The organism is Streptomyces sp. NWU339 (assembly GCF_003143855.1).
Lineage (GTDB): Bacteria > Actinomycetota > Actinomycetes > Streptomycetales > Streptomycetaceae > Streptomyces.
The window spans coordinates 311,096-331,260 of sequence record NZ_QFRK01000002.1; the positions used below are offsets into that span (position 1 = coordinate 311,096).

Consider the following 20,165-nt stretch of genomic DNA (forward strand, 5'->3'; position numbering starts at 1 on the left):
ACCGTCCCGTCCGGCGGGCGTTCAGGCGGCCTCGGGGCCGCGGAACGTCCGCCGGTAGGTGTGCGGTGTCGTGCCCACGGTGCGCACGAAATGGTGGCGCAGCGTAGCCGCGTTGCCGAAGCCCGTACGGCCCGCGATCGCGTCCACCGTCTCGTCCGTCCCCTCCAGCAGCTGCTGGGCGAGCAGGACCCGCTGGCGCAGGATCCAGCGGTACGGCGTGGTGCCGGTCTCCTGCTGGAAGCGGCGGGCGAAGGTGCGCGGGGACATGTGGGCGCGGGCCGCGAGCTGCTCGACCGTGACCTCCTCGTCCAGATGGCGCTCCATCCACACCAGCACCTCGGAGACGGTGTCGCCCCCGGACTGCGGCAACGGTCGCTCGATGTACTGGGCCTGACCCCCGTCGCGGTGCGGGGGCACCACCATGCGCCGCGCGATCCGGTTGGCGACGGCGGAGCCCTGTTCCTTGCGCACGAGATGCAGACAGGCGTCGATACCGGCAGCGGTGCCCGCGGAGGTGATCACCGGGTCCTCGTCGACGTAGAGCACCTCCGGCTCGACGGTCAGGTGGGGATACCTCCTGGTCAGCGCATCCGCATGGCGCCAGTGGACGGCGGCGCGCCGGTCGTCGAGGAGGCCGGCGGCGGCGAGCACGAACACACCGGAGCAGACGCTGAGGACCCGGGCGCCCCGGTCCACACCCTGGCGCAGCGCGTCCAGCAGCTCGGGCGGGAAGTCCCGTGTCTCGTAGCACGACCCGGCGGGTACGGCGATGAGGTCCGCCGTCTCCAGGCGCTCCAGGCCGTGCTCGACCTGGAGTGAGAAGCCCGTGTTGCTGCGCAGGGTGGGGCCTTCGGCCGAGGCGACCGCGAAATTGTAGACGGGCAGGCCCTCATCGCTGCGGTCGACGCCGAAGACCTCGCAGACGACGCCGAGTTCGAAGGGGTTCACGCCGTCGAGCAGGACGACGGCCACATTACGGAGCATGGCTCCAGTGTGCCTCGCCGATGGCAGTAAATCGAGGGGGTGCGGCAGTTCTGCCACTGGTTGGCGGGGAGTGTCCGGCGCGACAGTGATGCACATGGACACGACGCAGATGGAAGCACTGACCGGAATGCTGTTCGTCCTCGGACTGCTCGCCCTGATGGTTCTCCCCGCCGTCGTCGGCATCGCGCGCGACCGGAGGACGGACCGGCAGCTGAGGCGGGCCGAGGCCGACAGCGCCGCGGCCGAACGGGAAGCGGCGGGGCGGGAAGCGGCGGGGCGGGAAGCGGCGGGACGCGCGGCTGCCGCGTGGCGACTCACGGTCGTCGGGCCGTCCCGGCCGGCGGGGAGCACCGTGCACGGCCCCGCACGGAGTGCCACCTCACAGCACACCGCACGCGCGGCGTGAGAACGGGTGGCACCCCGGCGGATGCCGGACGGGCCCCAGGCCCTGCGGACCGTCCTAGAAGTCCTCGTCCAGGTCGACCGTGCCCTCCACGGCGACCTGGTACGCGGACGGACGCCGCTCGAAGAAGTTCGTGAGCTCCTGGACGCCCTGCAACTCCATGAAGGAGAACGGGTTGTCCGAGCCGTACACCGGCGTGAAGCCCAGGCGGACGAGACGCTGGTCGGCGACGCACTCCAGGTACTGCCGCATCGACTCGGTGTTCATGCCCGGCAGCCCGTCGCCGCACAGGTCGCGCCCGAACTGCAGTTCCGCCTCGACCGCCTCGCGCAGCATGTCCGTCACCTCCTGCTGAAGCCGGTCGTCGAACAGCTCCGGCTCCTCCTTGCGCACGGTGTCGACCACGTCGAAGGCGAAGGACATGTGCATCGTCTCGTCCCGGAACACCCAGTTGGTGCCCGTCGCGAGACCGTGCAGCAGACCCCGGCTGCGGAACCAGTAGACGTAGGCGAACGCCCCGTAGAAGAACAGGCCCTCGATGCACGCGGCGAAGCAGATCAGGTTGAGCAGGAAACGGCGGCGGTCGGCCCGCGTCTCCAGCCGGTCGAGCTTCTCCACCGAGTCCATCCACGTGAAGCAGAACTCGGCCTTCTCGCGGATGGAGGGGATGTTCTCCACCGCGGCGAAGGCGGCGGCACGGTCCTCCGGGGCGGGCAGATAGGTGTCCAGCAGGGTCAGATAGAACTGGACGTGCACCGCCTCCTCGAACAGCTGCCGGGACAGATACAGCCGTGCTTCCGGGGAGTTGATGTGCTTGTAGAGGGTGAGCACCAGGTTGTTGGCCACGATCGAGTCGCCGGTGGCGAAGAAGGCCACCAGCCGCCCGATCAGGTGCTGCTCTTCCGGACTGAGCTTCGCCAGGTCGGCGACGTCCGAGTGGAGGTCGACCTCCTCCACGTGCCAGGTGTTCTTGATGGCGTCCCGGTAGCGCTCGTAGAAGTCGGGGTAGCGCATGGGGCGCAGGGTGAGCTCGAAGCCCGGGTCGAGGAGGTTCTGGGCTCGGGCGGTGGTGGCGGTGCTGGACATCACTGGCAGGCCTCGCAGGACTCGGGGTTCTCAAGGGAGCAGGCGACCGCTTCGGGGTCGGACGCCGACTGCCGGCCGGGGGCCGGGGAGGGTGCTTGCGTTCGGGCTTGGCCCTGGGCCGCGCGGGCGATGCGGGTCGCGGGGCGCGAGCGCAGGTAGTACGTGGTCTTCAGGCCCCGCTTCCAGGCGTAGGCGTACATCGAGGAGAGTTTGCCGATGGTCGGCGTCTCCATGAACAGGTTCAGCGACTGCGACTGGTCCAGGAACGGGGTGCGGTCGGCGGCCATGTCGATCAGAGAGCGCTGCGGGATCTCCCACGCGGTGCGGTACAGCCCGCGCACCTCCTCGGGGATCCAGGTGAAGTCCTGCACCGAGCCCCCCGCCTCGCGCAGCGCCTCACGGGTCCGCGCGTCCCAGACGCCCAGCCGCTTCAGGTCGTCCACCAGGTACGAGTTGACCTGGAGGAACTCGCCGGACAACGTCTCGCGCTTGAACAGGTTGGACACCTGCGGCTCGATGCACTCGTACACGCCCGCGATCGAGGCGATGGTGGCGGTCGGCGCGATCGCCAGGAGCAGCGAGTTGCGCAGGCCGGTCGTGCCCATGCGCTCGCGCAGCGCGGCCCACCGCTCGGGCCAGGTCGCCTCCACGCCGTAGTGGTCGGGGTGCAGGACACCCCGGGCCGTACGCGTCTTCTCCCAGGCCGGCAGGGGGCCGTGGGACTCGGCGAGGTCGGCGGACGTCTCGTACGCGGCGAGCATGATCCGCTCGGCGATACGGGCCGAGAGGGCCTTCGCCCCGGGGGAGTCGAAGGGCAGCCGGAGCTGGAAGAAGACGTCCTGGAGGCCCATCACGCCCAGCCCCACCGGGCGCCAGCGGGCGTTGGAACGGCGCGCCTGCTCGGTCGGGTAGAAGTTGATGTCGACGACCCGGTCCAGGAAGGTGACGGCGGTGCGGACGGTGGCGTCCAGCCGCTCCCAGTCGAGGCCGCCGTTCGCCCGGTCGACGAACGCGCCGAGGTTGACCGACCCGAGGTTGCAGACCGCCGTCTCCCCGTCACTGGTGACCTCGAGGATCTCCGTGCACAGGTTGGACGAGTGGATGACGTGGCCCGGCTCGGCGGTCTGGTTGGCGGTGCGGTTGGCGGCGTCCTTGAAGGTCATCCAGCCGTTGCCGGTCTGGGCGAGGGTGCGCATCATGCGCCCGTACAGCTCCCGCGCGGGGAGCTTCTTCGTCGCCAGACCCGCCGCCTCGGCGGCCCGGTAGGCCGCGTCGAACTCCTCGCCCCACAGGTCGACCAGGTCCGGGACGTCGGACGGGGAGAACAGCGACCACGGCGCGTCGGCGCTGACCCGACGCATGAACTCGTCCGGCACCCAGTGCGCGAGGTTCAAGTTGTGCGTACGGCGGGCGTCCTCACCGGTGTTGTCGCGCAGCTCCAGGAACTCCTCGACGTCCGAGTGCCAGGTCTCCAGGTAGACCGCCGCCGCGCCCTTGCGCCGGCCGCCCTGGTTCACGGCGGCGACCGAGGAGTCCAGGGTCTTCAGGAACGGGACGATGCCGCCTGAGTGCCCGTTGGTGCCGCGGATCAGCGAACCGCGGGAGCGGACGCGGGAGTAGGACAGGCCGATGCCGCCGGCGTGCTTGGAGAGGCGGGCCACCTGGTGGTAGCGGTCGTAGAGGGAGTCCAGCTCGTCCTTGGGTGAGTCGAGGAGGTAGCAGGACGACATCTGGGGGTGCCGGGTACCGGAGTTGAACAGGGTGGGGGAGGAGGGAAGGTACTCCAGGCGGCTCATCAGGCCGTACAGCGCGGCGACTTCGTCCACCGAGCGGGGGGTGCCGTTCTCGGCGAGACCGGCGGCGACCCGCAGCAGGAAGTGCTGCGGTGTCTCGACGACCTTGCGGGTGACCGGATGCCGCAGCAGGTAGCGGCTGTGCAGGGTGCGCAGGCCGAAGTAGCCGAAACGGTCGTCCGCGCCGGGGTCGACCAGCGCGTCGAGGCGGGCCGCGTGCAGCACGACGAACTCGGCGGTCCGGTCCGCGACGAGGCCCTCGCGGTGTCCCGTCGAGATCGAGGAGGTGAACGACGTGACACCCTGCGAGGCGGCCTCGGCACGGATGCCGAGCGTCAGCAGCCGTGCGGCGAGCCGGGAGTAGGCGGGGTCCTCGGAGATGAGCCCGGCCGCCGCCTCGGTGGCCAGCTCCCGCAGCTCGGTCTCGTCCGCATGGGCGGACCGGCCGCGCAGCGCGGCGGCGGCGACCCGGCCGGGGTCGGCGCCCTGGAGGTCGGCGGTCAGCTCGGTCAGGGTCCGCAGCAGCGCGGCACCGGGGCCGTCGCTCACGTCGCTCATGTCGGTCACGTCGACCGCTGAAGCCGGATCGGCTGGCGCGATGGTCACGTGAGGCTCTCCCTCGCTCGGCACGGGGCCTCGTCGAGGGCAGGGGGCAGCACACGGGCGCGCGCACGCACCTCGCGTCCACCGGCCCATTCCACGAGGCCCGGACGTCAGGCACCCGGACCGGACGGCCGGGCGCACTGTCGGCAGGTCCTCGGACTGAAGCCCGTGCGGGCACGCGGGAAACGCGGACACGCACAAGTACACCGTTGCGGGACAGTTCCGGATTCACACCGGATTCCCCTGCGGCGACAGCAAGCATGAGCATACATCTTGTGCCGTGTGCCGCCAGCGGACCCATATCTTGTGTCAGGGTGGTGCTGGAGCGCGGTAATGTCAGAGCGTCAGCTCGTAGGTGAGCAGCATGACGTCGTCCAGGTCCGGCAGCGGGTTCCAGTCGCGTCCGGGGGTGCGGGTGAAACCCAGCCGTTCGTAGACGCGGTGGGCGGAATGCATGGTGCGCTGGGTCGACAGCACGATCCGACGGCACCCCTCGATCGCCCGTGCCCGGTCGACGCAGGCGCGCACCAGGGCCTCCCCGGCGCCACGGCCCCGGCCCGCGCGGGCGACCGCCAGCATCCGGATCTCCGCCTCGTCCGGCCCCGCTATGTCGGCCATCGGACCGGGGCCCGGCACGAAGGTCACCCCGCCCAGCACCGTCCCCCGCTCCACGGCGACCAGCACCTCGGCGGCCGCCGCCCGCCCCGCCACGTCCCGGAGCCGGCCGAGGTACGCGTCGCTCTCCCCGAAGTCGAGCAGCCCGTCCAGGAGATAGGCCTGCGCGGTGAGCTCGCCGAGTTCCTCGTACTCGTACGGCTCCACCGGCCGGGTGACGATGTCCATGAGGCGAGTGTGCCCGACGGAACGGCGACGGGCCGCCGGATTTCTCCGACGGCCCGTGAGCCCCGCGAGGGGGCTGGAGCCGGACGCCGGGTGCGTCAGTGCTTGCTCTCCGCCGTGTCCAGGGGCAGCTCCGTGCTGACACCCGGGTCGCCCGCGTCCGCCGTGTAGTCCTGCGGCCGGGTCTCGTCGATGCCCTCGGGGGCCTTGGCCGCCCTCAGGGCGAACGTCAGGGCGATCGTCACCAGGGCGTTGAGCACGAAGGCGGTGAGACCGATGTAGCCGATCTCGCCGATGCCCGGGATCTCGTCCGACGAACCGCCGAAGTGCTTCTGCGTGGGCGAGGCCACCCCGTACGCCGCGACCGTGCCGTAGACCATGCCGACCGCCCAGCCGCCGAGCAGCGCCCAGCGGTGGAACCAGCGGGTGAACAGGCCGCCCACCAGGGCGGGAAAGGTCTGCAGGATCCAGATGCCGCCGAGCAGCTGGAAGTTGATGGCGACCGTCTTGTCCATGGTGAGGACGAAGACCAGCGCACCCACCTTCACCAGCAGCGAGACCACCTTGGAGACCTTGGTCTCCTGCGCCGGTGTCGCGTCGGGCTTGAGGAAGTCCTTGTAGATGTTGCGGGTGAACAGGTTCGCGGCCGCGATCGACATGATCGCCGCCGGCACCAGCGCACCGATGCCGATCGCCGCGAAGGCCACACCGGCGAACCAGTCCGGGAACATGTTCTCGAACAACTGCGGGATCGCCAGTTGCCCGTTGCTCACATCGATCCCGGCCGCGATCGCCATGAAACCGAGCAGCGCCAGCAGACCCAGCATCAGTGAGTACAGCGGCAGGATCGTGGTGTTGCGGCGGATCACCTCACGGCTGCGCGAGGACAGCGTCGCGGTGATCGAGTGCGGGTACATGAACAGCGCGAGCGCCGAGCCCAACGCCAGCGTGGCGTAAGTCCACTGCCCCGCCTCGCCCGGCACCAGCGAACCGCGCGGCGCGCCCGTGGCCGGGTTGGTCTCGCTGTACGCCTCGCTCGCCTTGGCGAAGATGGCGTCGAAGCCGCCCAGCTTGATCGGGATGTAGATGATCGCCACCGCGATCACGAGATAGATCAGCGTGTCCTTCACGAACGCGATCAGCGCGGGGGCCCGCAGACCCGACGAATACGTGTACGCCGCCAGCACACCGAAGGCGATCAGCAGCGGCAGGTCCTTGACGAACCAGTGGGTGCTCTCCCCGCCGCCGACGCCCATCACGTCCAGCACCGCCTGGATGCCGACCAGTTGGAGCGCGATGTACGGCATCGTCGCCAGGATGCCGGTGAGCGCCACCGCCAGCGACAGCCCCTTGGAGCCGAACCGCCCGCGCACGAAGTCGGACGTCGTCACGTAGCCGTGCTTGTGCGAAACCGACCACAGCCGGGGCAGGAAGGTGAAGATCAGCGGGTACACGAGGACCGTGTACGGCACCGCGAAGAAGCCCGCCGCGCCGGCCGCGTAGATCGCCGCCGGTACGGCCACGAAGGTGTACGCCGTGTACAGGTCGCCGCCGAGCAGGAACCAGGTGACCCAGGTGCCGAACGACCTCCCGCCCAGGCCCCATTCGTCGAGGCTGTGCTCGTTCGCGGCCTTGCGCCAGCGGGCGGCCAGAAAGCCCATCACCGTGACGAGGACGAAGAAGAAAATGAAGACGGCGAGTGCCACGCCGTTCACGCCGTCGTTCACCGCTGAGCACCGCCCTTCGAGGCCGCGCGGGCGCGCTGGTCACGCTGCCACAGCTTGTACGCGGTCATCGTCAGTGAGGCGGAGACCGGCACCCACAGCATCTGGTACCAGTAGAAGAACGGGATGCCCATGAGGACGGGGTCGGTCTTCGCATACGAGCCGACCCACATCAGGGCCACGAACGGTGCCAGGAGGCAGACGGCGATGACGACGCGCATCGGCGTCACCACCGGCCATCTGCTGGTTTCTGGGGCTTGCGACATAGAACGGTTCCGTCCCCTCGCTGATCGCCTGTTTGACGCGCAGGAAATCTAGGTCGCGGCGGGCCGGGACGGAACCCCTCGCGGGGATTGCGTACTTAAACTCCACGGAACCTCGCCCGGACAGCGGCGGAATCCCCGGTGAAACCCCCGTCGATCCCTCCGGGGCTCAGTCCTGGGGGCGCTTCAGGCGGGCGACGAACTTGTACCGGTCGCCCCGGTACACCGACCGCACCCACTCCACCGGCTGCCCGTCCCGGTCCCGGGAGTGCCGGGAGAGCATCAGCATGGGCAGTCCCACATCGGTGCCGAGCAGGCCGGCCTCGCGCGGGGTGGCCAGCGAGGTCTCGATGGTCTCCTCGGCCTCTGCCAGGTGGACGTCGTACACCTCGGCGAGGGCGGTGTAGAGGGAGGTGTACTTGACGAGGCTGCGGCGCAGCGCCGGGAAGCGCTTCGCGCTCAGGTGGGTGGTCTCGATGGCCATCGGCTCCCCGTTGGCCATGCGCAGCCGCTCGATGCGCAGCACCCGTCCGCCGGGGGTGATGTCGAGCAGTTCGGCGAGCCCGTCGTCGGCGGTGATGTAGCCGACGTCCAGCAGCTGGGAGGTGGGCTCCAGACCCTGGGCGCGCATGTCCTCGGTGTACGAGGTGAGCTGCAGCGCCTGCGAGACCTTGGGCTTGGCGACGAAGGTGCCCTTGCCCTGGATGCGCTCCAGGCGGCCCTCGACCACCAGCTCCTGGAGCGCCTGGCGCACGGTGGTGCGCGAGGTGTCGAACTCCGCCGCCAGGGTGCGCTCGGGCGGGACCGGCGTGCCGGGCGGAGCCGTCTCGGTCATGTCCAGCAGGTGCTTCTTCAACCGGTAGTACTTGGGCACGCGAGCCGTACGGACCGTGGTCCCGACCTCGCTCTCCGTACTGTTGACGTCGGTGCTCATGCTCTGCCTTCCCGGCTCCGAGTGCCGAACGACCGACACCCCATCGGCCCCGGCTCACATCGTGGCACGGCTGTGGGCGGGGGGCGCCCCCCGCACGCTCCGTGATCCCCTCTGTATACCCCTGGGGCGGAGGCTGGTCTAGTCCACCGGGGCGGCCCGTGGGTACCCGGTGCCCACGGCGCCTTCGGCGCTTTCGGTCAGATCCCCTGCCAGTCCGGCTTGTTCACGTGGGCGTACCGGAAGTAGTCGGCGAACTTGAGCTTGCCGGCGGCGGCCTCGTCGACGACGACCGTGGCGTGCGGGTGCAGCTGCAGGGCGGACGCCGGGCACACGGCGGCCAGCGGGCCCTCGACGGTCGCGGCGATCGCCTCCGCCTTGCCCTCGCCGGTGGCGAACAGCACCAGGTGGCGGGCCTCCAGGATGGTGCCGATGCCCTGGGTGATGACGTGGTGCGGGACCTGGTCGACGTCGCCCTCGAAGAAGCGCGCGTTGTCCATCCGGGTCTGCTCGGTCAGCGTCTTGATCCGGGTGCGCGAGACGAGTGAGGAGCACGGCTCGTTGAACCCGATGTGCCCGTCCGTCCCGATGCCGAGCAGCTGCAGGTCGATGCCGCCGGCGTCGCCCAGCGCCTTGTCGTACGCCTCGCACGCGGCCTGCACGTCCTCGGCCGAACCGTCGGGGCCGAGGAAGGCGTCCGTCCCGATCCCGAGCGGCTCCAGCACCTCGCGCCGGACCACCGAACGGTAGGACTCGGGGTGATCGACGGGCAGCCCCACGTACTCGTCGAGCTGGGCGATCCTCGCCCGGGAGGTGTCCACGGCACCGGAGCGCACCTGGTCGGCCAGCGCCTGGTAGACGGGCAGCGGTGTGGAGCCGGTGGCCACGCCGAGCAGGGCGTCGGGCCTGCGCCGCAGGAGGTGCGCCATGGCCCCGGCGATGAGTTCGCCGCCGGCCTTGGCGTCCGGAACGATGACAACTTCCACGCTGAGCCTGCCGATCTGAGAGGGGACTCGACTGATGACCGGCCCGGGACGGGCGGACGAGTCGTATGGTTTAGACCAATATCAATTTAACAGAACCGGGGTTCCGTCCCGGGCCGAGGCCGCGGGTGCCGGGCCCTCGGTCCCGCCTCAGCATCCCAGGGCGGGGCGGTCACGGCCCAATCGCCGAAATCACCGTGCTCTTCCGGTCCCGCACCGCGCCCCCGCGGGATAGGCTGCACAGCGGGCGACCGTGGACCCGTCTCCGCGTGATCATGGAAAACGCGACGCTGGAAGTCGACGCTGGAAGTCGACGCTGAAAGTCAACGCAGGAAGCCGGTGCAGAAAGCCGGCGTGGAGAGTCGCTGCGGAAAAAGACAACAGCGAACAGCATCCGACACATGGACACGGGTAGTGGTCTAGTCCACAATGCGTATCAGTGCACACCAGCCTGCCTTCCCCGCACAGGAAGGCGGACCGAGGATCCGGAGCTCTCTGCCCTGACTGCCCCGGTTCCTCACCCCCTCGGCCGACCGGGACCGCACACCCCGCGGCCGATGTCGCTCCGGGCTGCGGTGCCGGGAGGGCTGAGGGTCCCTCTCAGGCGCCGCGGCCCGCGGGTGTTTCCGGGGAGGGTACGACGCCCCGGTACGCTCGCTGACGTGCCCACCATGAACGAACTCGTACGTCGGCATACGGCTCTCAACGAGACCGACCTCGAGTGGCTGCATCTGCTGGTCTCGGAGTGGCAGCTGCTCTCCGACCTGTCCTTCGCCGACCTGGTCCTATGGATCCCCACCCGGGACGGCACCCGTTATGTCTCCGTCGCCCAGATGCGGCCCAACACCGGCCCGACCTCGCACCAGGACGACATGGTCGGCCATCTCGTCCCGCGCGGTCGCCGGCCCATGCTGGACGTGGCCCTGGACGAGGGACGGATCGTACGGGAGGGCGACCCGGAGTGGCGCGAGGAGGTCCCGGTCCGCGTCGAGTCCATCCCCGTACGGCGTGAGGACCGCGTTCTCGGCGTCATCGCCCGCAACACCAACCTCCTCACGGTGCGCACCCCCAGCCGGCTGGAACTCACCTACCTGCAGAGCGCCTCCGACCTCGCGCAGATGATCGCCACCGGAGCCTTCCCGTTCGCGGACCGGCAGCTCGACATGGGTGCCCTGCCCCGGGTGGGCGACGGGCTGATCCGGCTCGACGCCGAGGGCATCGTCCAGTACGCCTCCCCGAACGCCCTGTCCGCCTACCACCGCATGGGTCTCGCGGCAGACCTCGTCGGCCACCATCTCGGCCGGACGACCGCCGAACTCGCCCCTTCCCGCGGGCCGGTGGACGAAGCACTCGCCAAGGTCGCCAGCGGCTGGGCGCCGCGCGAGTTCGAGATCGAGGCGACCGGCGGGGTGATCCAGTTCCGGGCGATCCCGCTCAAGCCGAAGGGAACCCGCATCGGTTCACTGGTCCTGCTCCGGGACGTCACCGAACTTCGCCGCCGTGAACGAGAGCTGATCACCAAGGACGCGACCATCCGGGAAATCCACCACCGGGTGAAGAACAACCTCCAGACGGTGGCGGCGCTGCTGCGCCTCCAGGCCCGGCGGATCGGTTCCGAACGCGGCCGCGCGGCGCTGGAGGAAGCGGTGCGCCGGGTCGGGTCCATCGCGATCGTGCACGAGACGCTTTCTCAGAACCTGGACGAGCGCGTGGAGTTCGACGAGATCGCCGACCGGGTCCTGGCGATGGTTGCCGAGATCTCCCCGGGCAAGGTCACCGGCCGGCGCACCGGCCGCTTCGGCATACTCGACGCCGAGGTCGCCACCCCGCTGTCGATGGTGCTGACGGAGGTGCTTCAGAACGCCCTGGAGCACGGCTTCCGTGAGGGGGAGACCGGCACGGTCGAGGTGACCGCGGTCCGCGGTGGCACCACGAAGGAGACCCGCCTGCTGGTCACCGTCCAGGACGACGGCGTCGGCCTGCCCGAGGGCTTCGACCCGCACACTGCGGGCAACCTGGGCCTGCACATCGTGCGGACCCTGGTCGAGGGCGAGTTGAGCGGCACCTTCGACATGGTCCCGGCCCCGGAAGGGGGCACCCGGGTGATCCTGGACATCCCGGTGGACATGAACAAGTGACGCGGAGCGACAAACGAAGAGCCCCGGACCGTTTCCCGGTCCGGGGCTCTTCGCTTGTTCGATGGCGTTCCCCTCCGGCTCGAGGTGAGCCGAGAACTCGGGGGAGCATCGGGGGAACTGCGTGCTGCGGCTCGGGGGCGGGAGATGCGTACGCGCTGTACGCGCCGCCAAGCTCAGGCTGTCAGCAGGGGTGGGTTGTCAGGCGGATGCCTGACGGGCCCGGTTGCGAGCGGCGCGGCGCTTCATCGCGCGGCGCTCGTCCTCGCTGAGACCACCCCAGACGCCGCTGTCCTGACCGGACTCGAGTGCCCACTGCAGGCAGCTCTCGATCACCGGGCAGCGACGGCAGACGGCCTTGGCTTCCTCGATCTGCAGCAGCGCAGGACCGGTGTTGCCGATGGGGAAGAACAGCTCGGGGTCTTCCTCGCGGCAAACGGCGTTGTGACGCCAGTCCATGGCTGCTACCTCTCCTTGGTGTGAACTACACGATGGCTTGTGAATGTGAACGCTTTCACGAATCCCCCAACAAGTGAAGGGCCGAACGCCAGGTTCCCTGGCGTGGTCCTTGGGTGTGAAGGGGGTTCCGGCGATCTGTGGAGGCCGATGCTGCGGGCCGTCCTGATCGCCATGTAGAGACTCGCAAACCTCGGCGGCGGATACAACCCCTTCCGGAAAGTTTTTTTTGATTCATCGGTGTCGACTAGGTCACAGCCGTACTTCCATGGGGTGGATCCTGGCCTAAACGTTCGAGTGAAAGGACTTTAGCCTTTTCCGCTCACACAATCACACGCAGTGCACGGCGAACGCCTGTGAACGTCACGCTGGTGCGCAGTCCGAGGTGGTCACCGTCCATCTGGAGGGGCAGTGGCACCTTCGAATGCAAGGTGAACTGGGTCAGATCGTGTCCGGCGACCACGTGCCTGCCCCGGGGCCCGCGCTCGGGGGACGAAGTGAGCAACTGGGTGCCATACCGGGCAACGGTGGCGGTGGACAGCCGCTTCAGACCGAAGATGTCGAGGCCGGTATCGAACGAGGCCTTAGGTGACGCGTAGATCGGGCGATTGCCGAGAAACGTCCACGGGGAGGCGTTCGACACTATGGAGAGCAGCAGATCGGTGACCGGGTCCTCGCCCGGCTGCTCCAGCGTTATCACCCCGTGCCGACGGCGCGGCTCTCCGAGCAACTGGCGCACCACCTGACGCATGTACAGCGCGTGAGTGGACTTCTTGCCCCGCTCACGGTGCTGTTCCACCCGGCCGACCACCCCGGCGTCGAAGCCCAGTCCCGCGTTGAACGTGAACCAGCGGGACGGCACGGCCTCGTCGTCCGTCCCCGGTGTGCCCGACGTCAGGCCCAGGCCGACGGTGCGCTCGCGCCTCTCGCGCAGCGCGTCCAGCAGGACGCCGGTGGCCTCCACGGGCTGGTTGGGCAGGCCCAGGGCGCGGGCGAAGACATTGGTGGAGCCGCCGGGGACCACGGCGAGGCCGGGCAGCTGCTCCGGGTCGGGGCCGGCGTGCAGCAGGCCGTTGACGACCTCGTTGACCGTGCCGTCGCCGCCGAGGGCCACCACCAGATCGATGTCGTCGCTCTCCGCCGCCTGCCGGCCCAGGTCCCGTGCGTGCCCCCGGTACTCGGTGGTCACCGCTTCCAGTTTCATCTCACTGGCGAGCGCGTGGATCAGCACGTCGCGCGTACGCGCACTCGTGGTGGTTGCCGCCGGATTGACCACGAGAAGTGCACGCATGCGTTGCAGGGTACCTACTGGGCGGTACCGGAGCCCAGGCCGAGGGGTGATCGAAAACGGACACCGGGTGGGACCGGGGGCGCGAACCTCGGCACGGGGGCGCGTGCGAGCGAGGGCTACCCTTCAGGGGTGAGCAGCGAGCAGACCCCCACCACCACTCCGGACACCGCCGGCCCCCGCCCGCGCCGTCTGACGTACGCCGCGGGGCTCGCCGCCCTGGAGGGGCTGGGCCTGCTGGCCGGCGGGGTCTGGATGCTGGTCCGCGGGATCACCGGTCAACCGGACGACCGGCAGCAGGCCGTCACCGGCGGACTCACGCTGGTGGTGCTCGCACTTCTGCCGCTGCTCGCCGCGCGCGGGCTGCTCGGCCGCCGAAGCTGGAGCCGCGGCCCGGCCGTCGTCACCCAGCTCCTGGCGCTGCCGGTGGCCTACAACCTGCTGCAGTCCGACAGTGTGGCCATCCCGGCGGGGATCGTGCTCGCGGTGGTGGCCGTGACGGCCCTGGTACTGCTGCTCAACCCCGAGACGACCCGGGCCCTCGGCATCCGGGGACCCGGGAACGCCGAGAAGTAGCTCCCCACCTCCCGGGCCGCCGTTGCCGTTCGGGTGCCGCTGCCGTTCGCTCCCGCCGCGCGGCGGCTCGTTCCACCGTGCGGCGGGTCACTCCTCGCTCACTCCTCTACGAGAAGCTTCTCGCGCAGTTGCGCCAGCGTGCGGGCCAGCAGCCGGGAGACGTGCATCTGTGAGATGCCGACCTCCTGTGCGATCTGCGACTGGGTCATGTTGCCGAAGAAGCGCAGCAGCAGAATCCGTTTCTCGCGCGGAGGGAGATCCTCCAGCAGCGGCTTGAGCGACTCGCGGTACTCCACCCCCTCCAACGCCTCGTCCTCGGCGCCCAGGGTGTCCGCGACCGCCGGGGACTCGTCGTCGGTGTCGGGGACGTCCAGGGACAGCGTGGAGTACGCGTTGGCGGACTCCAGGCCCTCCAGGACCTCCTCCTCCGAGATCGCCAGCTTCTCGGCGAGCTCGTGCACCGTGGGGGAACGGCCGTGCAGCTGCGAGAGCTCGGCCGTGGCCGTCGTCAGCGCCAGTCGCAGCTCCTGCAGCCGGCGGGGGACACGGACCGCCCAGCCCTTGTCGCGGAAGTGCCGCTTGATCTCGCCGACGACCGTCGGGGTCGCGTACGTCGAGAACTCCACGCCGCGGTCCGGGTCGAAGCGGTCGACCGACTTGATCAGACCGATGGTGGCGACCTGGGTCAGGTCGTCCAGGGGTTCCCCGCGGTTGCGGAAGCGGCGCGCGAGGTGCTCGACGAGCGGCAGATGCATGCGGACCAGCCGGTTGCGCAGCTCCGCGTACTCGGGACTGCCGTCCTGCAGGGTGCGCAGCTCGAGAAACAAGGCGCGTGCCCCGCTGCGGTCCTGCGGGTCGCGCTGCGCGCCGTGCGTCACCGGGGTGTGCTGGACGCCCTGTGCGCTCGGCGTCCGCGGCACCTCGCTCTCGGCGTGTCGCTCGTGCTCGTTCATCGTCCCGCCCGTCGCCCTTCCCCGAGCGCTCGCCTCGTCCCCCGCCGTCGGCCTCGCCCGCGCCGGGGCTTCCCGGTGTCCGGGGGAGGCCCCGGGCCGCCGCCCGGCCTCGGGCGTACTCCGTGCGGCACCGCCGGGCTGCCCGCCGCCCGGCGGACCGGCCTGAGCGGAGTCGTCCTCCGGATGGGGCCGGGCCTGTTCCGGGATGGCGTCGATGCCGTCGATACCGCCCGGCATCCGCTCGGCAGGCAGCCCCCGTGTGCCGCGTTCTTCGTCCCGCACCGGCCCGTCCTCGTTCCTCACGCCGGCCCGGGTCCCGCGCCGCGCTGTTTGTAGAGGCTGATCGAAACGGTTTTGTCGTCGTCCACGGCGGAGGAGACCTTGCCCGCGAGAGCGGACAGGACGGTCCACGCGAAGGTGTCACGCGAGGGAGCGTGACCGTCCGTGGTCGGCGCCGAGACCGTGACCTCGAGCGAGTCGTCGACGAGGCGGAAGACACAACTGAGCACCGAACCCGGCACGGCCTGCTGAAGCAGGATCGCGCAGGCCTCGTCGACCGCGATGCGCAGGTCCTCGATCTCGTCGAGGGTGAAGTCCAACCGGGCCGCGAGACCGGCCGTGGCCGTACGCAGCACCGACAGGTAGGCACCCGCGGCCGGCAGCCGGACTTCCACGAAGTCCTGGGTCGCGGGCTCGCCTGCGATCTGGGACACCCTCACCTCCAAGGTGGTACAAGCGTTCAGGGCCGGGGTCGCCCCCGGCAACGCGATACGTGGTTCAGCGGTGACGCTACCGCGCTCCCGACGGTCCTGTCCCCGGGACCCCGACCCGTGCTGTCACTCATAGTAAAACCACGGATACGCTCCGTGGCTAGGGGTCTGCGGGCCCGAAAGGGAAGAGCGCGCGCCGGATTGACGTACCCAGACGTCACACGGTCGAACCGTCCGTTGCCGGAGTCCTCTCGCGTCACACGGGGACGTGCTCGACGAGATGCTGGAACCAGTCTGCCACCGTGCTCTTGTAGTCACGTGCTCACGTGCTCACGTGCTCACGTGCTCACGGGAAGGGGCGGCCGGTGACGACCGCCGCGACCGTGCTCCCGCGCGGGAACGCGTTCTCCTCGGCCAGGGAGACAAGGGCGTAAAGCAACTTGGCGACATAGACACGTTCGACGGGTACGCCGTGACGTTGCTCGAAGTCCGCGGCGAACTCCTCGAGCTCCGGGGCGGTACGGGCGTAACCGCCGAAGTGGAAGCGGTCCTCCAGGCCCCAGTCGCCGCGCGGACCGCCGAACGCCTCGGCCTGAAGGGCACGTATGTCCGTGGCCAGAAAGCCGCCCTTCAGTACCGGAACGCCCAGTGCGCGAGCACCGGAGCCGAGTCCGGCGGCCAGCCCGGCGAGCGTCCCGCCCGTGCCGCACGCCACCGCGACGACGTCCGCCCGGCCGGCCAACTCCTCCCCGAGCACCCGGCAACCGCGCACGGCCAGGGGGTTGCTGCCGCCCTCGGGGACGACGTACGCGTCCTCGGCGCCCGCCGCGTGCAGCACGGCTGCCAAGGTGCCGGGCGCGGTCTTGCGGCGATAGGTCGCCCGGTCGACGAAGTGCAGCCGCATGCCGGCGGCCGCGCACCGGGCCAGCGAGGGGTTGAGGGGGCGGTCGGCGAGCTCTTGGCCGCGCACCACGCCGACCGTGCGCAGACCGAGCAGCCGGCCGGCGGCGGCGGTGGCCCGCAGATGGTTGGAGTACGCGCCACCGAAGGTGAGCACGGTCCGACCGGCTGCCGCCGCGAGATTCGGCGCGAGTTTGCGCCACTTGTTTCCGATCAGTTCCGGGTGGATCAGGTCGTCCCGTTTCAGCAGCAGCCGGACCCCGCGCCGCTCGAACCGCTCGTCCGCGATGTCCTGCACCGGCGAGGGCAGGCGGGGGTGCAGCTCCGCGAGGCCCGCGCGGTCGGTGGCGGAGGCGGCGGACGCTGGGTCGGGGGTGTCCGGGCTGGTCACCGGGCCATTGTCGCCCGGCAGGGGGAGCCGGGCGCCGGGCGGGGCGGGCGCCCGGCCGTCCGGGGCGAGCATGGCTGAATTCCGCCGCCGTCGGTCGTGCCGTAGGCGAACGCGTGGCCGACACTCTTCGTCAGTTCGAACTGCCGCTCGGGACCGGTTCCCCGGTGCCGGGCCGCCCGGCGGCCTCGACGGGGGTGGAATTCGCGCTGTCGTGGCGGTGGCCGCGGCCCCGGTGGCGGACGAGGTCGATCAGTGACGGGCCTCCCCACAGGCACCACAGGGCGATCACCGGATCGCAGATCGCGCAGCCCAGCGACGAGGTGGGGGCGAACGGGATGATGGGGTTGCCCTTGAGGTGGTGGACGACGTCCCACGCGGTGTGCAGCAGCCAGCCGACGCCGATGAACGTCCACGAGTCCAGGCCGCGGAACGCGACGTAGGTGATCAGCGCCGTGAAGGCGAATTCCCAGCCGCCCAGGCCGCCCCCGCTGAGGTAGGCGGCGCCCGCGCCGGCGACCATGACGGCGTTCAGCCGCCGCCGGTGCGGCTCGCGGACGAGGGACATCAGCAGGGCGTAGAGAACACCGATGCCGATGGGGGCGACGTACTGCATGGCGGGGCCTTTTCCTGGGAGGACCTGGGATCGCTCACCACGCTAGGAGCGGGTTTCCCGCGCACCCAGGGGGCCGGGCGACAGCTTCCGACGGATTGTCGCCAGGCCGGGCCCGGCACCCCGCACACCCGCGTACGCTCCCATACATCCCGTCACTTCAGCCGGTCACGGATGCGCGTCCGCATCGACGCCATCGTGAACCCGCGCGGATCCACCTTCCCGGGCTGCCACTCCAGATGCCCGATCACCGACCGTTCGTTCCATCCGTGGCGGCGGCAGACCGCGGCGGCGGCCCTCTCGATGGCTTCCAGTTGCGCTGCGGGCCAGGGGTCGTCCCCGTCGCCCAGGTTCTCGCACTCGAAGCCGTAGAAGTGCCGGTTGCCGTCGGTGTTCTGCTCGTTGTCCGCGGGGAGCGACCTCTCCGCGATCACGGCGCGCAGCACGTCGTCGTCGCCCAGGCCCGCGTGGTTGGCCCTGCCGTAGCCGACGAGGTGGACCCGGCCGTCCTTGGTGATGACGCCGTGGCACAGCGGCCCCGGCAGGCCCGCGTAGCCCGTGCGGCACAGCTCGACGGTCCGGGCGCTGCCCCGGGTGACCGTGTGATGGATCATCACGCCGTGGACCGGCCCCCAGGGGCCCTTGTGATTGCGGTTGTGATCGCGCCAGTCGCCGACCTCGACGACCCTGAGGCCCTCCGCTTTCAAAGCGTTCAGGAACGCGCTCGCGGACATGGGTGGGGCCATGGCCGCCCCTCCTTCTCGCGCCGCGACGGCCGCCGGTCGCGGCCGCCTCGTACCGGTGCTTGTACCTGAACGGAGTGAGCGCAACCAATCACCCCGTCCCCGTACGAGCCGATCCGGACAATGTCCGGTCGCCGGGCCGCCGCTGAACGGAACCACCATGAATGCCCATGGAGTTGAAGATCCATTCCCGCTCATTCGGGTAATACCGCAGCCACGTTCCGTGAGGAAGGCTCTGTCACGGAGACCGACGCCCGGCACGGATGGGCGCCGGTCACAACTGGGAGGGCAATTCCTTATGTCGGTAGGCGAAGAGGTCCGCACGGAGCAGACCCGGCAGCAGCAGAGCCTCGGTACGGCGGCGGCGCGGAACCTGGCCACCACCACCAAGTCCGTACCGCAGATGCAGGAGATCAGCTCGCGCTGGCTGCTGCGCATGCTGCCCTGGACGGACGTGCAGGGCGGTACGTACCGGGTGAACCGGCGGTTGACGTACGCCGTCGGGGACGGACGGGTGACCTTCGTGAAGACCGGTGACCGCGTCGAGGTGATCCCGGCGGAGCTGGGCGAGCTGCCGGCCCTGCGGTCGTACGAGGACGAGGAAGTGCTCGCGGAGCTGGCCACCCGCTGCCGGCAGCGGGAGATCGGGGCCGGCCAGGTGATCGCTTCGTTCGGCAGTCCGGCCGACGAGGTGTTCCTGCTGGCCCACGGCAGGGTCGAGAAGGTCGGCACCGGCCCCTACGGCGGTGACGGGTCCCTCGGAATCCTCGCCGACGGCGCCTACTTCGGCGACCAGGCGCTCCTGGACGAGGGCGCGATCTGGGAGTACACCACCCGCACCCTGACCGCCTGCACCATGCTCGTCCTGCCGCGTGACGCCGTCGAGCAGGTCGCCGAGCGGTCCGAGACACTGCGCGAGCACCTCCGGGAGCAGCGCTCCGTCCCGAGTCAGCGCACCAACAAGTACGGCGAGCGGGAGATCGACCTCGCGGCCGGCCACAGCGGGGAACCGGACATCCCGCACACCTTCGTCGACTACGAGGCCAAGCCCCGCGAGTACGAGCTGAGCGTCGCCCAGACCGTGCTGCGCATCCACACGCGCGTGGCCGACCTCTACAACCAGCCCATGAACCAGACGGAGCAGCAGATCAGGCTGACCGTCGAGGCGTTGAAGGAGCGCCAGGAGCACGAACTCATCAACAACCGGGGCTTCGGTCTGCTGCACAACTGCGAGTACGACCAGCGGATCCAGCCGCACGACGGCGTACCCGCCCCCGACGACCTGGACGAACTGCTCAGCAGGCGACGCGGGACCAAGCTGCTCCTCGCCCACCCGCGCGCGATCTCCGCGTTCGGCCGCGAGCTCAACAAGCGGGGACTCGTCCCCGAGACCATCGACATGGCCGGCAACCGCATCCCCACCTGGCGGGGTGTGCCCATCTTCCCGTGCAACAAGATCCCGGTGACGGAGGAGCGCACGACCTCCATCATCGCGCTGCGCACGGGCGAGGAGGAGCAGGGCGTCATCGGCCTGCGGGCGTCCGGCCTCCCCGACGAGATCGAGCCGAGCCTGTCCGTGCGTTTCATGGGCGTCAACGAACAGGCCATCATCAAGTACCTGGTCACGGCCTACTACTCGGCTGCCGTCCTGGTGCCGGACGCGCTCGGCGTCCTGGAGAACGTCGAGATCGGTCGCTGGCGGTGACCTACCGCGATCTTTCGGCGCGTACGCCGTGTCCCCGCCCACCCGGGCGGGTACACCCTGGGGGTACGCGCGTGCCGCAGGCGGAAGT

At 70.1% G+C, this 20,165-nt stretch carries 19 protein-coding genes and 1 riboswitch; of the genes, 4 read left to right on the forward strand and 15 right to left on the reverse strand.

Annotated elements, in window-relative coordinates; all coding sequences use genetic code 11:
• Nucleotides 1-21 precede the first annotated feature (21 nt).
• Nucleotides 22-984 carry a helix-turn-helix domain-containing protein gene (locus DIZ27_RS04405; protein WP_109376937.1) on the reverse strand — a complete coding sequence of 321 codons (963 nt, stop codon included), beginning with the start codon at nucleotides 982-984 and terminating at the stop codon, nucleotides 22-24.
• Nucleotides 985-1,078: 94 nt separating this feature from the next.
• Between DIZ27_RS04405 and DIZ27_RS04410 the strand changes: the two genes are divergently transcribed.
• On the forward strand, nucleotides 1,079-1,390 hold the full coding sequence (locus DIZ27_RS04410) for a hypothetical protein (RefSeq protein WP_146228902.1): 312 nt from the start codon (nucleotides 1,079-1,081) through the stop codon (nucleotides 1,388-1,390).
• A 54-nt stretch (nucleotides 1,391-1,444) separates the two neighbouring features.
• On the opposite strand, the gene DIZ27_RS04415 is transcribed toward DIZ27_RS04410, so the two are convergent.
• From DIZ27_RS04415 to nagB, 7 genes are all read right to left on the reverse strand, one after another.
• Complete coding sequence (locus DIZ27_RS04415) at nucleotides 1,445-2,473, reverse strand: ribonucleotide-diphosphate reductase subunit beta (protein WP_109376939.1); 1,029 nt, start codon at nucleotides 2,471-2,473, stop codon at nucleotides 1,445-1,447.
• Complete coding sequence (locus tag DIZ27_RS04420; protein ID WP_109376940.1) at nucleotides 2,473-4,872, reverse strand: ribonucleoside-diphosphate reductase subunit alpha; 2,400 nt, start codon at nucleotides 4,870-4,872, stop codon at nucleotides 2,473-2,475. Before DIZ27_RS04420 ends, DIZ27_RS04415 begins: the two co-directional genes overlap by 1 nt.
• A gap of 124 nt (nucleotides 4,873-4,996) precedes the next feature.
• Nucleotides 4,997-5,174, reverse strand: a riboswitch (cobalamin riboswitch).
• Between the two features lie 31 nt (nucleotides 5,175-5,205).
• Entirely contained in the window at nucleotides 5,206-5,712 is a 507-nt protein-coding gene (locus DIZ27_RS04425) for an N-acetyltransferase (protein WP_109376941.1), read from the reverse strand.
• A 95-nt stretch (nucleotides 5,713-5,807) separates the two neighbouring features.
• A complete protein-coding gene (mctP, locus tag DIZ27_RS04430) occupies nucleotides 5,808-7,436 on the reverse strand; it encodes a monocarboxylate uptake permease MctP (protein WP_109376942.1) in 1,629 nt (542 codons plus the stop codon).
• Entirely contained in the window at nucleotides 7,433-7,699 is a 267-nt protein-coding gene (locus DIZ27_RS04435; RefSeq protein WP_181383368.1) for a DUF3311 domain-containing protein, read from the reverse strand. Before DIZ27_RS04435 ends, mctP begins: the two co-directional genes overlap by 4 nt.
• 166 nt (nucleotides 7,700-7,865) lie before the next feature.
• Nucleotides 7,866-8,630 (reverse strand): GntR family transcriptional regulator, encoded by a 765-nt coding sequence (locus DIZ27_RS04440; RefSeq protein WP_109376944.1) that lies wholly within the window; start codon nucleotides 8,628-8,630, stop codon nucleotides 7,866-7,868.
• 197 nt (nucleotides 8,631-8,827) lie between these two features.
• On the reverse strand, nucleotides 8,828-9,613 hold the full coding sequence (nagB, locus tag DIZ27_RS04445) for a glucosamine-6-phosphate deaminase (protein WP_109376945.1): 786 nt from the start codon (nucleotides 9,611-9,613) through the stop codon (nucleotides 8,828-8,830).
• Between the two features lie 659 nt (nucleotides 9,614-10,272).
• Here nagB and DIZ27_RS04450 point away from each other — a divergent pair.
• On the forward strand, nucleotides 10,273-11,748 hold the full coding sequence (locus DIZ27_RS04450; RefSeq protein ID WP_258308224.1) for a sensor histidine kinase: 1,476 nt from the start codon (nucleotides 10,273-10,275) through the stop codon (nucleotides 11,746-11,748).
• 198 nt (nucleotides 11,749-11,946) lie between these two features.
• Here DIZ27_RS04450 and DIZ27_RS04455 read toward each other — a convergent pair whose 3' ends face one another.
• Together DIZ27_RS04455 and DIZ27_RS04460 are read right to left on the reverse strand one after the other, a co-directional pair.
• Nucleotides 11,947-12,204 carry a WhiB family transcriptional regulator gene (locus DIZ27_RS04455; RefSeq protein ID WP_030219886.1) on the reverse strand — a complete coding sequence of 86 codons (258 nt, stop codon included), beginning with the start codon at nucleotides 12,202-12,204 and terminating at the stop codon, nucleotides 11,947-11,949.
• A 319-nt stretch (nucleotides 12,205-12,523) separates the two neighbouring features.
• Complete coding sequence (locus DIZ27_RS04460) at nucleotides 12,524-13,492, reverse strand: diacylglycerol kinase family protein (RefSeq protein ID WP_109376946.1); 969 nt, start codon at nucleotides 13,490-13,492, stop codon at nucleotides 12,524-12,526.
• 129 nt (nucleotides 13,493-13,621) lie between these two features.
• Here DIZ27_RS04460 and DIZ27_RS04465 point away from each other — a divergent pair, with 129 nt between their 5' ends.
• Nucleotides 13,622-14,065 carry a hypothetical protein gene (locus DIZ27_RS04465; RefSeq protein WP_109376947.1) on the forward strand — a complete coding sequence of 148 codons (444 nt, stop codon included), beginning with the start codon at nucleotides 13,622-13,624 and terminating at the stop codon, nucleotides 14,063-14,065.
• Between the two features lie 98 nt (nucleotides 14,066-14,163).
• Here DIZ27_RS04465 and DIZ27_RS04470 read toward each other — a convergent pair whose 3' ends face one another.
• From DIZ27_RS04470 to DIZ27_RS04490, 5 genes are all read right to left on the reverse strand, one after another.
• Entirely contained in the window at nucleotides 14,164-15,321 is a 1,158-nt protein-coding gene (locus DIZ27_RS04470; protein ID WP_109376948.1) for an RNA polymerase sigma factor SigF, read from the reverse strand.
• On the reverse strand, nucleotides 15,318-15,731 hold the full coding sequence (locus DIZ27_RS04475; RefSeq protein WP_015657891.1) for an anti-sigma factor: 414 nt from the start codon (nucleotides 15,729-15,731) through the stop codon (nucleotides 15,318-15,320). Before DIZ27_RS04475 ends, DIZ27_RS04470 begins: the two co-directional genes overlap by 4 nt.
• A 343-nt stretch (nucleotides 15,732-16,074) precedes the next feature.
• Nucleotides 16,075-17,019 carry a 1-aminocyclopropane-1-carboxylate deaminase/D-cysteine desulfhydrase gene (locus DIZ27_RS04480; RefSeq protein ID WP_375231928.1) on the reverse strand — a complete coding sequence of 315 codons (945 nt, stop codon included), beginning with the start codon at nucleotides 17,017-17,019 and terminating at the stop codon, nucleotides 16,075-16,077.
• 130 nt (nucleotides 17,020-17,149) lie between these two features.
• Nucleotides 17,150-17,632, reverse strand: a complete 483-nt coding sequence (locus tag DIZ27_RS04485) for a DUF6010 family protein (protein ID WP_219933585.1) — start codon at nucleotides 17,630-17,632, stop codon at nucleotides 17,150-17,152.
• A 152-nt stretch (nucleotides 17,633-17,784) separates the two neighbouring features.
• Nucleotides 17,785-18,363, reverse strand: coding sequence for an N-acetylmuramoyl-L-alanine amidase (locus tag DIZ27_RS04490; RefSeq protein ID WP_109376950.1), 579 nt, complete (start codon nucleotides 18,361-18,363; stop codon nucleotides 17,785-17,787).
• Between the two features lie 307 nt (nucleotides 18,364-18,670).
• Between DIZ27_RS04490 and DIZ27_RS04495 the strand changes: the two genes are divergently transcribed.
• Nucleotides 18,671-20,077, forward strand: a complete 1,407-nt coding sequence (locus DIZ27_RS04495; RefSeq protein WP_109376951.1) for a family 2B encapsulin nanocompartment shell protein — start codon at nucleotides 18,671-18,673, stop codon at nucleotides 20,075-20,077.
• Nucleotides 20,078-20,165 lie beyond the last annotated feature (88 nt).